The sequence below is a fragment of the Ideonella sp. BN130291 genome (genome assembly GCF_036231905.1).
Taxonomy (GTDB): domain Bacteria; phylum Pseudomonadota; class Gammaproteobacteria; order Burkholderiales; family Burkholderiaceae_C; genus CAMLIZ01.
In genome coordinates, this window is the sequence record NZ_JAZARE010000002.1 from 122,210 (window position 1) to 135,082 (window position 12,873).

The window sequence follows — 12,873 nt, forward strand, 5'->3', positions numbered from 1 at the left end:
CGCCATCAGTAAGGCTCTGGCATGAGGGTTTGCGTCATCGGCGGCGCCGCCGTCGGCTCGGCGGTGGCGCTGTTCCTGATGCGCCTGGGCGGCTGCGACCTGCAGGTGCAGGTGGTCGAGCGCGACCCCACTTATGCACGCGCGTCGTCGGCGCTGTCGGCGAGCTCCATCCGCCAGCAGTTCTCCAACGCCATCAATGTCCAGATGTCGCAGTTCGGGCTCGAATGGGTGCGCCGCTTCGACGTGGGCTTTGTGGAGTCCGGCTACCTCTTCCTGGCCACTGTGCCGGGCGCCCAGGTGCTGCGCGAGAACCATGCGGTACAGCGTGCGCTGCACGCCCCGGTAGCGCTGCTCACGCCCGATGAACTGCGCGAGCGCCTGCCGTGGATCAACACCGAGGGCGTGGCGCTGGCCAGCCTCGGCCTGGAAGGCGAAGGCTGGTTCGACGGTTATGCGTTCACGCAGGCGCTCAAGCGCGAAGCCCAGGCGCTGGGCGCGGTGTATGTGCGGGGTGAAGTGGCCGGCTTGTCGCGCGATGCCGACCGCATCAACGCCGCGCAGCTCGCCGATGGCGAGCGCATCGAGGCCGACGTGTTCGTCAACGCCGCCGGGCCCTGGGCGCGCCAAGTGGCCGCGATGGCAGGCATCACGTTGCCGGTGTTCGCGCGCCGGCGCACCGTGTTCAAGCTGAGCTGCCCGACCGCCCTGCCCCGCACCCCGCTGGTCATCGACACCAGCGGCGTGTGGTTCCGCAGCGAAGGCGATGGTTTCCTCGCCGGCTGGTCACCCGGCGAACACGATGCCGACCCGGATGACCTGCCGCTGGATGCGGACCTGAACCTGTTCGAGGAGCGCCTCTGGCCGGCCCTGGCCGAGCGCGTGCCGGCGTTCGAAGCATTGCGGATGCAAAGCGCCTGGGCTGGCTACTACGAGGTGCATCCGCTGGACCACAACGCCATCCTCGGGCGGCATCCGGAGCTCACCAACCTCTTCTTCGCCAACGGCTTCTCGGGGCACGGGCTGCAGCATGCGCCGGCGGCGGGGCGCGGTGTGGCGGAGCTGATTCTCGAGGGCGGGTATCGGTCGTTGGACCTGGCTGCCTTTCGGTTCGAGCGAGTGTTGAGTGCACAGCCGTTTGTCGAACGCAGTGTGATTTGAGTTGGATGGCTTTCGCGTGAAGGCAGGAGCGAGATCGGGTCGGTGGGGCGCTCTGCTGCGCTCAGGTCCCCCGGCGTCGGCCTGCGGCCGCCGCCTCCTCCTTTACTTCGCTCCGCAGAACGCCCCACCGACCCGATCCACCACCACTGTGGCTCTCGACGGTGGAAGTGGGACAGCGTGTCCTGCCGAGGGCGGCGGGTGACCCCCGTAGCGAAGTAAAGGAGGAGGGGCGGGCGCAGCCCGCACCGGGGGACATGAGCGAAGCGGGGTCACCCGTCGGCCTCGGCACGCACGATACGTCGCAGTAGACAAGCAACGCCACATGGAACCGTTCAAGAACCTCATCAGTCCCGCCCTGGTGCAGTCCATGGGCATCCACCTGCAACGTGTCTGGCCGGCTTTCGACCGCGTCCGCTTTGAGGCCCTTGCTCTGCACGACCTGCAGGCCTTGGAACTCAAGGCCCGCGCGCATCGGGTGTGCGATGCGCTGGAGGCGACCTTGCCTCAAAGTTTTGACGAAGCGGCCGAAGTGCTGGTCGCCGCTCTCGGCCCTGCCGGGGTGGGAGACGACCTGGCGAGCCTGCGCACCAGCGACGCCGGTCTGGCGGGTTGGGCGGTGTGGCCGATGACGGAGTACGTGGCGCGTCATGGCCATGGCGACGTGCCGCTGGCGTTGCAGACACTGCATGCGATGACGCAGCGATTCTCCGCCGAATGGGCGGTGCGGCCGTTCATCCTGCGCCATCCGGATCTGAGCTTCGACACGCTGCAGCGCTGGACCCGCGATCCGAGCGCGCATGTGCGCCGCCTGGTGAGCGAAGGCAGCCGGCCGCGCCTGCCGTGGGGCATGGTGCTCAAGCCGCTGATTGCCGACCCTTCGCCCACTCTGCCCTTGCTGCGGGCGCTGCAGGACGATGCCAGCGAGTATGTTCGCCGCAGCGTCGCCAATCATCTCAACGACATCGCGAAGGACCATCCCGAGCTCGTGGTGCACTGGCTGCGGAGCACTTGCCCGATGCCTCTGCGCAGCGACAGGCGCTGCTGCGCCACGCCAGCCGCACGTTGGTGAAACAGGGGCATGCCGGCGTGTTGCAGGCTTGGGGCCTGGGTGCACCCTTGCGAGGGAAGGCCAGCGTGGAGATCAGCCCCGCCGCGGTGGCGGTGGGCGGCGCGCTGCAGATCGACGTGATGTTGAAGTCCAGCCAGCGTGCGTCGCAGAACCTGGTGATCGACTACGCCGTGCACCACGTCAAGGCCAATGGCAGCACCAGCCCCAAGGTGTTCAAGGGCTGGCGCCTTGAGCTGGCGCCGGGTGAGACTCGGCGCTTGAGCAAGCGGCATTCGTTCAAGCTGATCACCACCCGGCGCTACCACGCCGGCCGACACCGCATCGAGCTGCTGGTGAACGGCCAGACGATGGCTGCGGCGGAGTTCGATCTGTTGGTCTAGCTAGCCCAAGCGTGCCGACCAGTCGTCGGGCTGGAAGCCCACCGTCACCTGGCCGTTGGCCCATTCGACCACCGGGCGCTTGATCACGCTCGGTTGCTGCAGCATCAGCGCGCGGGCGCTGGCGGCATCGTGAACGCCGTCCTTGGTGGCGTCATCCAGCTTGCGCCAGGTGGTGCCTTGGCGATTGACCAGCGGCTCCCATCCCAGCGCCTGCAGCCAGGCGTCCAGGCGCGGCTCGGGAACGCCAGCCTTCTTGTAGTCGTGGAAGGTGACGGCGATGCCGTGGTCGGCCAGCCAGGCGCGGGCGCGTTTGACGGTGTCGCAGTTGGGGATTCCGTAGAGCGTGATGGCGGTCATTCGCGCGATCTGTCCTTGTCGTTCACGTCGCAACGTGGGTCGATGCCATAGGCGCTGCTCGTGACCGTCTGCTGATCGTTCACGGACACCTGGAACCACTGGCACAGGCCCATCAGGGTTTCATAACGGTACGACCACACCTGCCCGCCCTGCCAGTCGCCGGAACGGCGCTCGGAGGGCCGGCCGAGCTGGCGCAGCAGTTCCTCGCCGCTCTCGCCGGCGCGCACCTGGTTGAAGTTGGCCTCGGTGAGCACCTGCTGCCACTGCAGCACGCGGCCCTGCGCATCCAGGTCGACCATATAGGTGTGCCTGCCATAAGGGCCACGTGCGAACTCCAGACGCGTACCGCCGTCGGGCAATGCATAACGGCCTGTCGGTGAGCCCAGTTCACGGGTCACGTCGGCCATCGATGCGCCGGCGCTAAGGTGGCTTGGCGCATAAGGCGCGCACGCGGCCAGGGCAGCGAGCGGCAGCGCGATGCAGGACAACAGCTTCATCTTCGCCTCCTGCCGCCCCCACCCACACGGGCAGCACAATGCATCCATTATTGCGACCCCGCGGAGCCCCGATGAACGACTGGGACGATGACAGCCACGACCTGCGCAGCCTGGCCGGCCTGCGGGCCCTGTACAGCGAGCCGGCAGAAACAGCCACCGCCAAGGTCGCCGACCACGTGCATCCGCTGTACCGGCCGTTCATCGAAGCGTCGCCCTTTGCCGTGCTGGCCACGCTGGGGCCCCACGGCCTGGACACATCACCACGCGGCGACGCACCGGGTTTCGTGACGATCGCTGATGACAAGACGCTGCTGCTGCCCGACCGGCGGGGCAACAACCGCATCGACAGCCTGAGCAACATCGTGCACGACCCGCGCATGGCGCTGCTGTTCCTGGTGCCCGGCTGTCGCGAGGCGCTGCGGGTCAACGGCAGTGCCCGCATCTCGGTGGCGCCCGCGCTGCTGTCGCGCCTGGCGGTGGACGGCAAGCCGCCGCGCAGCGTGCTGGTGATCCGCGTGCGCTCAGTGTTCTTCCAGTGCGGGCGCGCCATGCTGCGCTCCGGCCTGTGGGACGCAACGCGCCAGGTGGACCGTGCGAGCCTGCCCTCGATCGGCACCGTGCTGCAGACGCTGAGTGGCGACCGCATCGATGGTGCTGCCTACGATGCGGAGCTGCCCACGCGCCAGCGCAACACGCTGTACTGACGCGGCCGGCGGTGCCGGCCATGAAAAAAGGGGTTAGCAGCAGCTGCTAACCCCTTCTTTTCTTTGTTGGTGGGCCCTGAGTGACTCGAACACTCGACCAACGGATTAAGAGTCCGCTGCTCTACCAACTGAGCTAAGAGCCCTGAATTTTTCTACCGTCGCGTGGTGGGTCGTGCGTGACTCGAACACGCGACCAACGGATTAAAAGTCCGCTGCTCTACCGACTGAGCTAACGACCCGACTTTCAAGCTTGCGCTCGCGTCTGCAGAGCCTCGCATTATAGCTGGTTTTTTTGCGCCCGCGCCAGTGCCTCGCGAATCAGTTCACCAGCCGCCACCATGCCGAAGGTGGCGGTCACCGCCACACTGGAGCCATACCCATGGCAGTTGAGGCTGCCGTCCACCGCGCAGGCGGCATCGGCCGGTGGCTGCACCGCCTCGCGCGAAAACACACAACGCACGCCCATGCGGCCCTTGCGCGGCGCACCGGCCTGCTGCCGCAGGCGCTGACGCAAGCCGGCGAGCAAGGGGTCGTGTGTCACCTCCGCGAGGTCAGCCACTTCCACGCCATGCGCCAGCTGTTTGCCGCCGGCCGCACCCGCGCTGATGAACAACACTTGCTCGCGCAGCGCCCATGCTGCCAACGCCAGCTTGGCGCGCAGCTGGTCGCAGGCGTCGATCACGCCGTCCACCGGCGAAGGCAGCAGCTGAGGCCAGTTGTCGGGTGCCACGAACTCGTCCACCACCTGCACATGGCAGCCGGGGTGGATGTCGGCAATGCGGGCCTTGAGCGCGTCGCCCTTGGCCATGCCGAGCGTGCTGCCCAGCGCCTGGATCTGGCGGTTGATGTTGGACTCGGCCACATGGTCCAGGTCGATCAGCGTGAGGCCGGCCACGCCGCTGCGCGCCAGCGCTTCAGCCGCCCACGAGCCCACGCCCCCCAGGCCGACCACCGCCACGCGCAGCCCGCGCAAGGTGCGGTAGCCACGCTCGCCATACAGGCGCTGCAGGCCGCCGAAGCGGCGCTCCAGGTCGGCGTCCAGCAGCGGCAGGTCGGCCAAGGGCAAGGCAGCGTTCACACGGGGCTACTTCAGCGAAACCAGCCGTTCCTTGGCGGCCTGCGCCGCCTCGGATTGCGGGTACACCCGCACCAGCTCTTCCAGCGTGCGCTTGGCGGACTTGTTGTCCTTCATCTCGATCTGGCAATTGGCAATCGCCAACAGGCCTTCGGGCGCGCGCGGGTGCTGGGGCGCGGCCGACACGAAGGCACGGAAGCTGGCAATCGCCTCGCGGTACTCCCGCTTGCCGTACTGCGCATTGCCGAGCCAGAAGCGCGCCGAATCGATGAAGCCGCTGTTCGGAAAGCGCTTCATAAAGTTGACCAGCGCCGCGGCGGAGCCGGCGAAGTCGCCGCTGCGCAACGGGGCCACGGCCTCGTCGTACAGGCGCTTTTCCTCCGCGTCGGCCATGAACTCCTTGCCGTCGACCACCACCTTCTGCGGCTCGAGCTTGCGGATGCGCTCTTCCACCCCCTGCGCGATGTCCTTCTGGTGGCGCTGGAGTTCGGCCACGTCGCGTGCGAGCTGTTCGTCCTGCCCGCGCATTCGCGCGAGTTCGGCGCGCAGGGCCTCGATCTGGTTGTTGGCGTCCAGCAGGTTGCGCCGCAGCTGCTGCAGCTCCTCGCGCTGCTGGCTGGCCTGCTCGGCCTGCCGCGCCTCCATCTGGCTGACGCGGTTGCGCAGCTCGAGGATCGCCTTGCGGGCCTCGTCGTCTTCCAGGATGCCGGCCTGCGCCTGCAGGGCAGCGCCGAGCAGCAAGGCGGCAGCGGCAGCGCGGGGGTGGCGTGCAAAGCGCACTTCAGCGGTCCTTCAGCTCGGCGCGGCGGTTCTTGGCCCACGCGGATTCGTCGCTGCCCTGCACCGCGGGCCGCTCCTTGCCGAAACTCACCGCCTCGACCTGGTTGTCTGCCACGCCGAGCGTGTTGAGCGACTTGGCTACCGCTTCGGCGCGCTTCTGGCCCAGCGCGAGGTTGTATTCGCTGCCGCCGCGCTCGTCGGTGTGGCCTTCCACGGTGATGCGCTTCTTGCGATCGGCCGACAGGCGCTTGGCATGGGCCTCGATCACCGGGCGATAGTCGTCCTTGACCACGTAGCTGTCGAAATCGAAGTACACCGTGCGCGGCAGGGTGTCCGCCGCCGCTGCGTTGCCCGCACCCAGGTCCACGCCGGTCACCTGGCTCTGGCTGGTGGCCCCGGTGCCGGCGCCCTGCCCGGCGGGCGTGGGGGTGCGGGTTTCGACCTGGGCCTTGTTGTCGTTCAGCGGCACGCTCGAGGAACAGGCGCCCAACAGGGCGGCCGCAAACAGGACGGCCGCGCTAGCACGCAGTGCAAACATCGTCTTCTCCTTATGGGATCGAATTCAAAGGGGCAAGGACAGCATCAACGACCGTAGGGCCCCCACACCGGCTCACGCACATCGAGCCCGCTGGACAACAACCGGGTCTTGATCTTGCCATCCAGGGTGGTGGTCATCAACACGTCACGCCCACCGGCGCGGGTGGCGTAGATCAGCAGCTTGCCGTTGGGCGCGAAGCTCGGGCTCTCGTCGTCGGTGGTGTCGGTGAGCTGGGTCGTCGTGCCGGAGCCAAGGTCCATCGTGGCGAGCTTGAACGAGTTGCCCTGGCGTGCGATGTAAGCCAGCAGCCTGCCGTCCGGGCTGATGGACGGGCTGATGTTGTAGCTGCCGCTGAAGGTGACGCGCTCGGCATTGCCGCCGCCGGCCGGCATGCGGTAGATCTGCGGGCCGCCGCCGCGGTCGCTCACGAAGAAGATCTGCTTGCCGTCGGGCGAGAACACCGGCTCGGTGTCGATGCCGCTGCTGTGGGTGATGCGGCGCGGCGTGCCGCCTTCGCGCGACATCAGGTACAGCTGCGAGCCGCCTTCGCGCGTGAGGGTGAGCGCCAGCTGCGAACCATCGGGGCTCCATGCGGGGGCGCTGTTGGAGCCGCGGAAGTTGGCGATCGGCCGGCGCTGGCCGCTGGACACGTCCTGCACCCAGACCACCGCCTTCTGCGTTTCGAAGGACACGTAGGCCAGTTCCCGGCCGTCAGGCGACCAGGCCGGCGAGATGATGGGTTCGGGGCTGGCCAGCGCTGCCTGGCCACCTTCGCCGTCCGCATCGGTGATGCGCAGGGTGAAGCGGCGGCCGGCGCGGGTGACGTAGGCGATGCGGGTGGAGAACACGCCCTTCTCCCCGGTGAGCTTTTCGTACACCGTGTCGGCGATGCGGTGGGCCGCCAGCCGCAGGTCGGGCACGGTCACCGCATGGCTCTGGCCGCCCAGGTCGGTGCCCTTGGCCACGTCCCAGAGCTTGTAGCGCACGTCGAAGCGGCCATCGGCCAGGCGGGTGACCGAGCCAGTGACCAGGGCATCGGCCGAGCGCGAGCGCCACTCCGCAAACACCGGCTGCACGGTTTCGTCCATCACGCCGGGCACGTCGATGCCGCGGAAGACGCCGCTGCGCTCCAGGTCGGCCCGCACGATGGCCGAGATGGCCTGGGAGGACTTGTCCTCGTCACGGAAGCGGGCGATCGTGATCGGCAGCTGGGTGGCGCCCACGCCGCTGATCTCCACGCGGAACTGCGCCGCAGCCGGCAATGCGAGCGCGGCGGAGGCCGCGCCCAGGAAGGCTCTTCTTTGCCACATCGGCACTGATGACTCCTTGCAGGGCAATTGGTTCACTGAGTGTCGCGCCCATGCCGCAAACGGCGTGCCACAGCGGCGAGCCCGCGGGATTGTAGGCACCCGGCTTCCATAATGGGTGTCCGCTCGTGTTCCGCACCCATGCCGTCCCTTCGCCAGCGCTTTTCCCGCTTTGCCCCGTACTTTGCCGCCGGCCGACTGGGACTGGCGGTCGCCGCGATCGGCTCCCTGGTGTCCGCCGCCAGCGAGGGCGCGCTCGCCTGGCTGATGAAGCCGCTGCTGGACGAGGGTTTCACCGGCAACCGGCTGCCGGTGTGGGCGGTGCCCGCGGCCATCATCGGCATCTTCGCCACCCGCGGACTGGCGGGCTACCTGGCGGAGTGCGCGCTGGCCTGGTCGGCGCAGCGCGGCATCGAAGCCATGCGACGGCATGTGTTCGACCACCTGCTGCGGGTGCAGCCGGCGCTGTTCACGCGGCATTCCGCCAGCAGCCTCACCGCGATGGTGGTGCACGAAACCCAGGCCGGCGTGCAGCAGCTGGTGGGCGCCATCCTCACGGTGTTCAAGGATTCGCTCACCGTGGCCGTGATGCTGGGGCTGCTGCTGTTCATGAACTGGCAGCTCACCCTGATCGTCGCACTGCTGGTGCCCGGGGTGGGGGTGGTGATGCGGCTGGCAGCGCCGCGCCTGCGCCGGCTCACGCTCGAGGGCCAGGCCGCGGTGAACGATCTGGCCTACGTGGTGGAAGAGAACGTGCTGGCCTGGCGCGTGGTGCGGCTGCACAACGCCGCCCCGGTGGAACGCGAGCGCTTCGAGCGCCGCACCACCACCTTGCGCCGGCTGATGCTGAAGTCGGTGGCCGCGGGCGCAGCGCTCACACCGCTGTCGCAGTTGCTGGCGGCCACCGCGGTGTCCGTGGTGATCGCCGTCGCGCTGCACCAGTCGGCGCGGGGCAGCATGACGGTGGGCGGCTTCGTGCAGTTCGTCACCGCGATGATGGCGCTGCTGCAGCCGATCAAGCGCCTGTCGGACGTGACCACGCCCATCACCCGCGGCCTGGCCTACCTGGAGCGCGGCATGGGGCTGCTGCATGACACGCCGGCGGAGTCCGGTGGCAGCTACCGGCCCAGCGGGCGCGCCAGCGGCGAGATCGCACTGCAGGAGGTGAGCCTGCGTTATCGCGAGGACCATGCGCCCGCGCTGGACCGGCTCAGCCTGCAGATCCACCCGGGTGAAACGGTGGCGCTGGTGGGCCCTTCCGGAGCAGGCAAGTCCTCGCTGGTGCACCTGCTCCCGCGTTTCATCGACCCCAGCGGCGGGCAGATCACCTTGGATGGCCATCCGCTCGCCGAGTGGGACATCGCCGCGCTGCGCGCGCAGTTCGCGCTGGTGAGCCAGGACGTGGTGCTGTTCAACGACACCGTGGCTGCCAACGTGGCGCTGGGCGATGCAATCGACGAAGCCCGCGTGCGCGAGGCCTTGCGCAGCGCCAACCTGCTGCAATTCGTGGAGTCGCTGCCAGAGGGCCTGAACACACCCGTGGGCCACAACGGCAGCCAGCTCTCCGGCGGCCAGCGCCAGCGCCTGGCGATCGCCCGCGCGATCTACAAGGACGCGCCCATCCTGATCCTCGATGAAGCGACCTCGGCGCTCGATTCGGAATCGGAGCGCGCAGTGCAGCAGGCACTGGACACCCTGATGCATGGCCGCACCACGCTGGTCATCGCGCACCGGCTGTCCACCATCGAGCGGGCCGACCGCATCGTCGCCATGGAAACCGGCCGCGTGGTGGAGCAAGGCACACATGCCGAGCTGCTGGCCCATGGCGGCCTCTATGCCCGCCTGCATGCGATGCAGTTCAGAACCTGAAGGAGCCCGTGCCATGACGCACCCGATCAGCCGTTATCCCGTGCCCGAGTTGAAGGACCTGCCCGAGGACGTGCGCGAGCGCATGCTGCAGGTGCAGGAGAAGGCCGGCTTCATTCCCAACGTGTTCCTCACGCTGGCGCACCGGCCGGACGAGTTCCGCGCCTTCGTGGCCTACCACGACGCCCTGCTGCTGCGCGAATCGGGCTTGAGCAAGGGCGAAAAGGAAATGATCATCGTGGCCACCTCGGGCGCCAACCGCTGCCTGTACTGCGTGGTGGCCCATGGCGCGATCCTGCGGGTGTACGAAAAGAGCCCGCTGCTGGCCGACCAGATCGCCACCAACTACCTCAAGGCGGACATCACGCCGCGCCAGAAGGCGATGCTGGGTTTTTCCCTCAAGGTCTGCAATGACTCCGCCAACATCGTGGAAGCGGACTTCGACGCGCTCAAGGCCTACGGATTCTCGGAAGAAGACATCTGGGACATCGGGGCCATCACCGCCTTGTTCGGTCTGTCCAACCGCATGGCCAACCTCGTGAGCATGCGGCCCAACGACGAGTTCTACCTGCTGGGCCGGGTGCCGCGCGACAAGCGCTGAGGGGGCAGCCAAAGGGCAGGCACACGCCCTGCCCTGGAGGCCTTGGCGCCGCCTGCATGCATTCGCATGCACTGCTATCCTGTGGCGCCACCCGCAGGAGACGCAGATGGCCGAGGGCTCGCACCTCTTCGTGCAACGCATCGACACACCCGCAGAGCGCCGCCAGGAGCTGCTGGCCGGCCTGCTCGACCGCCCTGCGCGCATTCCGCCCAAGTTCTTCTACGACGCGCAAGGCTCGGCGCTGTATGAAGCGATCTGCGCGCTCGACGAGTACTACCCACCGCGCACCGAAGCCGCCATCTTCGACCGCTATCAGCGCGACATCGCGGCAGCGTTGCCACGCGAGGCGCAGTTCGTCGACTTGGGCTGTGGCGATGGTGCCAAGGCCTGGCGCTGGATCGAGGCGCTGGGCGTGCAGCGCTACGTCGGCGTGGACATCGCCGAACCGTGGCTGCGGGCCACGCTGCAGCGCGGCGCGCATCGCTTTCCCCAGGTCAGCTTCGATGGCGTGGTCACCGACTTCACCCGCGGCCTAAGCCTGCAGTCGGTGCTGCGGCCGGACCAGCCTTGTGTGTTCTTCTATCCCGGCTCGTCCATCGGCAACTTCGAGCCCGCCGTGGCGCTGCGCCTGCTGCGCGAGATGCGGCATCACCTGCGTGGCGCGGACCGGCTGCTCATCGGCGTGGACACCCCCAAGCCGATGGCGCCCCTGCTGGCGGCCTACGACGACGCACTCGGTGTCACCGCGGCCTTCAACCGCAATGTGCTGCGCGTGGTGAACCGTGAACTCGGCAGCGACTTCCCGCTGGTTCAGTTCGACCATCGTGCGGTCTTCAACGACGCCCACAGCCGCATCGAGATGCACTTGGTGGCCAACCGGCCTACGCAGGTGCGGCTGGCCGACGGCCTGCAGCGCCGCTTCGATGCAGGCGAGGCCATCGTCACCGAGTATTCGTACAAACACAGCGCGGAAGCCTTTGCCCAGTTGCTCGCCGAGGCGGGCTTCGGCGCGGTGCGGCACTGGACCGACGAACAGCGCTGGTTCGGTGTGTTCGTCGCCGCACCTGGAGCGGTCTCATCGTGACCACGCTGCTCGATCGCCTGCTCGGCGTGCGGCGCACCACCGAAGCGTTGTGCGAAGGCCTGAGCGCGGAGGACTGCCAGCTGCAGTCCATGGACGATGCGAGCCCGGTGAAATGGCACCTGGCCCACACCACCTGGTTCTTCGAGACCTTCGTGCTGCAACCCGGCCTGGCGGGCTACCGCTCGCCCGATCCGGCCTACAAGGTGCTCTTCAACTCCTACTACGTGGGCGTGGGCCAGCGCCATCCGCGGCCACAGCGCGGGCTGCTGTCACGCCCGTCGCTGGCTGAAGTGCGGGCCTACCGCCAGCATGTGGACCAGCACCTCGCCCAGTGGCTGCGGCCGGGCGCGGACCCGGCCCTGGTGGCCCTGGCCGAGCTGGGCCTGCACCATGAGCAGCAGCACCAGGAGCTGATCCTCACCGACCTGAAGCACCACTTCTCCTGCAATCCGCTGCAGCCGGCCTATCGGGCGGCCGCCGCCGTGCCGCCGCGTGAACCGGCGCCGCTGCGCTTGCTGCCGTTCGAGGGTGGGCTGGTGGAGATCGGGCATGCCGGCTCCGGCTTTGCCTTCGACAACGAGCTACCCCGCCACAAGGTCTGGCTGGCGCCGTTCGAGCTGGCCGACCGGCTGGTGACGCAGTCGGAATACGCGGCCTTCATCGCCGATGGTGGCTACCAGCGGCCCGAGTTGTGGCTGTCCGAAGGCTGGGACGTGTGCCAACGCCAGCAATGGCAGGCGCCGCTGTACTGGCAAGGCGGCCCGCGGTGGCAGGCGTTCACGCTGGCCGGCCTGCAGCCGCTGGAGCCGGACGCCCCGGTGTGCCACCTCAGCTACTACGAAGCCGACGCCTATGCACGCTGGGCCGGTGCCCGCCTGCCCACCGAGACCGAATGGGAACACGCGGCGGAATCAGCCGGCGATGCGGCGTGGCAGGCGGCAGGCGCCTTGCTGGACGACGCCCGTTTCCACCCGGCGCCTGCGCGCCCCGGCAATGGCCTGAAGCAGTTGTTTGGTGACGGCTGGGAGTGGACCGCGAGCGCCTACCTGCCCTACCCCGGCTACCGGCCGGCCGAAGGCGCGGTGGGCGAGTACAACGGCAAGTTCATGATCAACCAGATGGTGCTGCGGGGTGGCTCCTGCGCCACGCCGCGCAGCCACCTGCGGGCGAGCTACCGCAACTTCTTTCCCGCCCAGGCGCGCTGGCAGTTCACCGCGCTGCGGCTGGCGCGCTCCTGAACCCAAGGCGCGCCAGGGCAGGCGCCAGCCAGGCTACTTGCTGACGGACTTGAACACCGTCACGCCCAGCACCAGCGCCAGCACGCACAAGGCGAGGAACACGAAGAACAGGAACTTGGCAATGCTGGCGGCCCCGGCGGCCACGCCGGTGAAGCCCATCACCCCTGCCACCAGCGCGATCACCGCGAAGATCAAGGCCCACTTCAGCATCGTGTCATC

At 68.3% G+C, this 12,873-nt stretch carries 15 protein-coding genes and 2 tRNA genes; 8 read left to right on the top strand and 9 right to left on the bottom strand.

Translation table 11 applies throughout. The features are described 5' to 3' along the window. The first annotated feature begins 21 nt into the window (after positions 1–21). The 3 genes from VPH43_RS03770 (at position 22) to VPH43_RS03780 (ending at position 2,607) form a co-directional block, all read left to right on the top strand. Positions 22–1,158: an NAD(P)/FAD-dependent oxidoreductase gene (locus VPH43_RS03770; protein WP_328576322.1), complete on the top strand. Its 1,137-nt coding sequence runs from the start codon at positions 22–24 to the stop codon at positions 1,156–1,158. Positions 1,159–1,525: 367 nt separating this feature from the next. After that, positions 1,526–2,227, top strand: a complete 702-nt coding sequence (locus VPH43_RS03775; RefSeq protein WP_328576323.1) for a hypothetical protein — start codon at positions 1,526–1,528, stop codon at positions 2,225–2,227. A 65-nt stretch (positions 2,228–2,292) separates the two neighbouring features. Next, positions 2,293–2,607: a hypothetical protein gene (locus VPH43_RS03780; protein WP_328576324.1), complete on the top strand. Its 315-nt coding sequence runs from the start codon at positions 2,293–2,295 to the stop codon at positions 2,605–2,607. On the opposite strand, the gene VPH43_RS03785 is transcribed toward VPH43_RS03780, so the two are convergent. Beyond that, on the bottom strand, positions 2,608–2,964 hold the full coding sequence (locus VPH43_RS03785) for an ArsC family reductase (protein ID WP_328576325.1): 357 nt from the start codon (positions 2,962–2,964) through the stop codon (positions 2,608–2,610). Further along, a complete protein-coding gene (locus VPH43_RS03790; RefSeq protein WP_328576326.1) occupies positions 2,961–3,461 on the bottom strand; it encodes a hypothetical protein in 501 nt (166 codons plus the stop codon). Before VPH43_RS03790 ends, VPH43_RS03785 begins: the two co-directional genes overlap by 4 nt. Before the next feature lie 71 nt (positions 3,462–3,532). Here VPH43_RS03790 and VPH43_RS03795 point away from each other — a divergent pair, with 71 nt between their 5' ends. Next, positions 3,533–4,165, top strand: a complete 633-nt coding sequence (locus tag VPH43_RS03795; protein WP_328576327.1) for a pyridoxamine 5'-phosphate oxidase family protein — start codon at positions 3,533–3,535, stop codon at positions 4,163–4,165. Positions 4,166–4,232: 67 nt separating this feature from the next. On the opposite strand, the gene VPH43_RS03800 is transcribed toward VPH43_RS03795, so the two are convergent. The 6 genes from VPH43_RS03800 to tolB all read right to left on the bottom strand — a co-directional run bounded on the left by VPH43_RS03800 (position 4,233) and on the right by tolB (position 7,868). Next, positions 4,233–4,308: transfer RNA gene (locus tag VPH43_RS03800), tRNA-Lys, on the bottom strand. Between the two features lie 20 nt (positions 4,309–4,328). Then, positions 4,329–4,404: transfer RNA gene (locus VPH43_RS03805), tRNA-Lys, on the bottom strand. A gap of 38 nt (positions 4,405–4,442) precedes the next feature. Then, positions 4,443–5,243, bottom strand: coding sequence for a tRNA threonylcarbamoyladenosine dehydratase (locus tag VPH43_RS03810; RefSeq protein ID WP_328576328.1), 801 nt, complete (start codon positions 5,241–5,243; stop codon positions 4,443–4,445). Positions 5,244–5,249: 6 nt separating this feature from the next. Beyond that, positions 5,250–6,020 (bottom strand): tol-pal system protein YbgF, encoded by a 771-nt coding sequence (gene ybgF / locus VPH43_RS03815; RefSeq protein ID WP_328576329.1) that lies wholly within the window; start codon positions 6,018–6,020, stop codon positions 5,250–5,252. Position 6,021: 1 nt separating this feature from the next. Next, complete coding sequence (gene pal / locus VPH43_RS03820) at positions 6,022–6,558, bottom strand: peptidoglycan-associated lipoprotein Pal (RefSeq protein WP_328576330.1); 537 nt, start codon at positions 6,556–6,558, stop codon at positions 6,022–6,024. A gap of 44 nt (positions 6,559–6,602) precedes the next feature. Further along, complete coding sequence (tolB, locus tag VPH43_RS03825) at positions 6,603–7,868, bottom strand: Tol-Pal system beta propeller repeat protein TolB (RefSeq protein WP_328576331.1); 1,266 nt, start codon at positions 7,866–7,868, stop codon at positions 6,603–6,605. Between the two features lie 138 nt (positions 7,869–8,006). On the opposite strand from tolB, the gene msbA reads away from it, so the two are divergent. The 4 genes from msbA to egtB all read left to right on the top strand — a co-directional run bounded on the left by msbA (position 8,007) and on the right by egtB (position 12,654). Continuing rightward, on the top strand, positions 8,007–9,734 hold the full coding sequence (gene msbA / locus VPH43_RS03830; protein ID WP_328576332.1) for a lipid A export permease/ATP-binding protein MsbA: 1,728 nt from the start codon (positions 8,007–8,009) through the stop codon (positions 9,732–9,734). Positions 9,735–9,747: 13 nt separating this feature from the next. Continuing rightward, the gene (locus VPH43_RS03835; protein ID WP_328576333.1) at positions 9,748–10,332 is read left to right on the top strand and encodes a peroxidase-related enzyme; all 585 of its coding nucleotides are present in this window, start codon (positions 9,748–9,750) and stop codon (positions 10,330–10,332) included. Positions 10,333–10,438: 106 nt separating this feature from the next. Continuing rightward, complete coding sequence (gene egtD, locus VPH43_RS03840) at positions 10,439–11,416, top strand: L-histidine N(alpha)-methyltransferase (RefSeq protein WP_328576334.1); 978 nt, start codon at positions 10,439–10,441, stop codon at positions 11,414–11,416. Next, positions 11,371–12,654, top strand: a complete 1,284-nt coding sequence (gene egtB / locus VPH43_RS03845) for an ergothioneine biosynthesis protein EgtB (protein ID WP_442909223.1) — start codon at positions 11,371–11,373, stop codon at positions 12,652–12,654. Before egtD ends, egtB begins: the two co-directional genes overlap by 46 nt. A 33-nt stretch (positions 12,655–12,687) precedes the next feature. On the opposite strand, the gene VPH43_RS03850 is transcribed toward egtB, so the two are convergent. After that, on the bottom strand, positions 12,688–12,864 hold the full coding sequence (locus VPH43_RS03850; protein WP_328576335.1) for a DUF1328 domain-containing protein: 177 nt from the start codon (positions 12,862–12,864) through the stop codon (positions 12,688–12,690). Positions 12,865–12,873: the final 9 nt, after the last annotated feature.

Bases quoted from the DNA above. Each gene is read 5' to 3' on its own strand.
- VPH43_RS03850 (WP_328576335.1), bottom strand. From the start codon at position 12,864: ATGCTGAAGTGGGCCTTGATCTTCGCGGTGATCGCGCTGGTGGCAGGG.
- egtD (WP_328576334.1), top strand. From the start codon at position 10,439: ATGGCCGAGGGCTCGCACCTCTTCGTGCAACGCATCGACACACCCGCA.
- VPH43_RS03775 (WP_328576323.1), top strand. From the start codon at position 1,526: ATGGGCATCCACCTGCAACGTGTCTGGCCGGCTTTCGACCGCGTCCGC.
- VPH43_RS03835 (WP_328576333.1), top strand. From the start codon at position 9,748: ATGACGCACCCGATCAGCCGTTATCCCGTGCCCGAGTTGAAGGACCTG.
- VPH43_RS03770 (WP_328576322.1), top strand. From the start codon at position 22: ATGAGGGTTTGCGTCATCGGCGGCGCCGCCGTCGGCTCGGCGGTGGCG.
- VPH43_RS03790 (WP_328576326.1), bottom strand. From the start codon at position 3,461: ATGAAGCTGTTGTCCTGCATCGCGCTGCCGCTCGCTGCCCTGGCCGCG.
- pal (WP_328576330.1), bottom strand. From the start codon at position 6,558: ATGTTTGCACTGCGTGCTAGCGCGGCCGTCCTGTTTGCGGCCGCCCTG.
- VPH43_RS03795 (WP_328576327.1), top strand. From the start codon at position 3,533: ATGAACGACTGGGACGATGACAGCCACGACCTGCGCAGCCTGGCCGGC.
- msbA (WP_328576332.1), top strand. From the start codon at position 8,007: ATGCCGTCCCTTCGCCAGCGCTTTTCCCGCTTTGCCCCGTACTTTGCC.
- tolB (WP_328576331.1), bottom strand. From the start codon at position 7,868: ATGTGGCAAAGAAGAGCCTTCCTGGGCGCGGCCTCCGCCGCGCTCGCA.
- VPH43_RS03785 (WP_328576325.1), bottom strand. From the start codon at position 2,964: ATGACCGCCATCACGCTCTACGGAATCCCCAACTGCGACACCGTCAAA.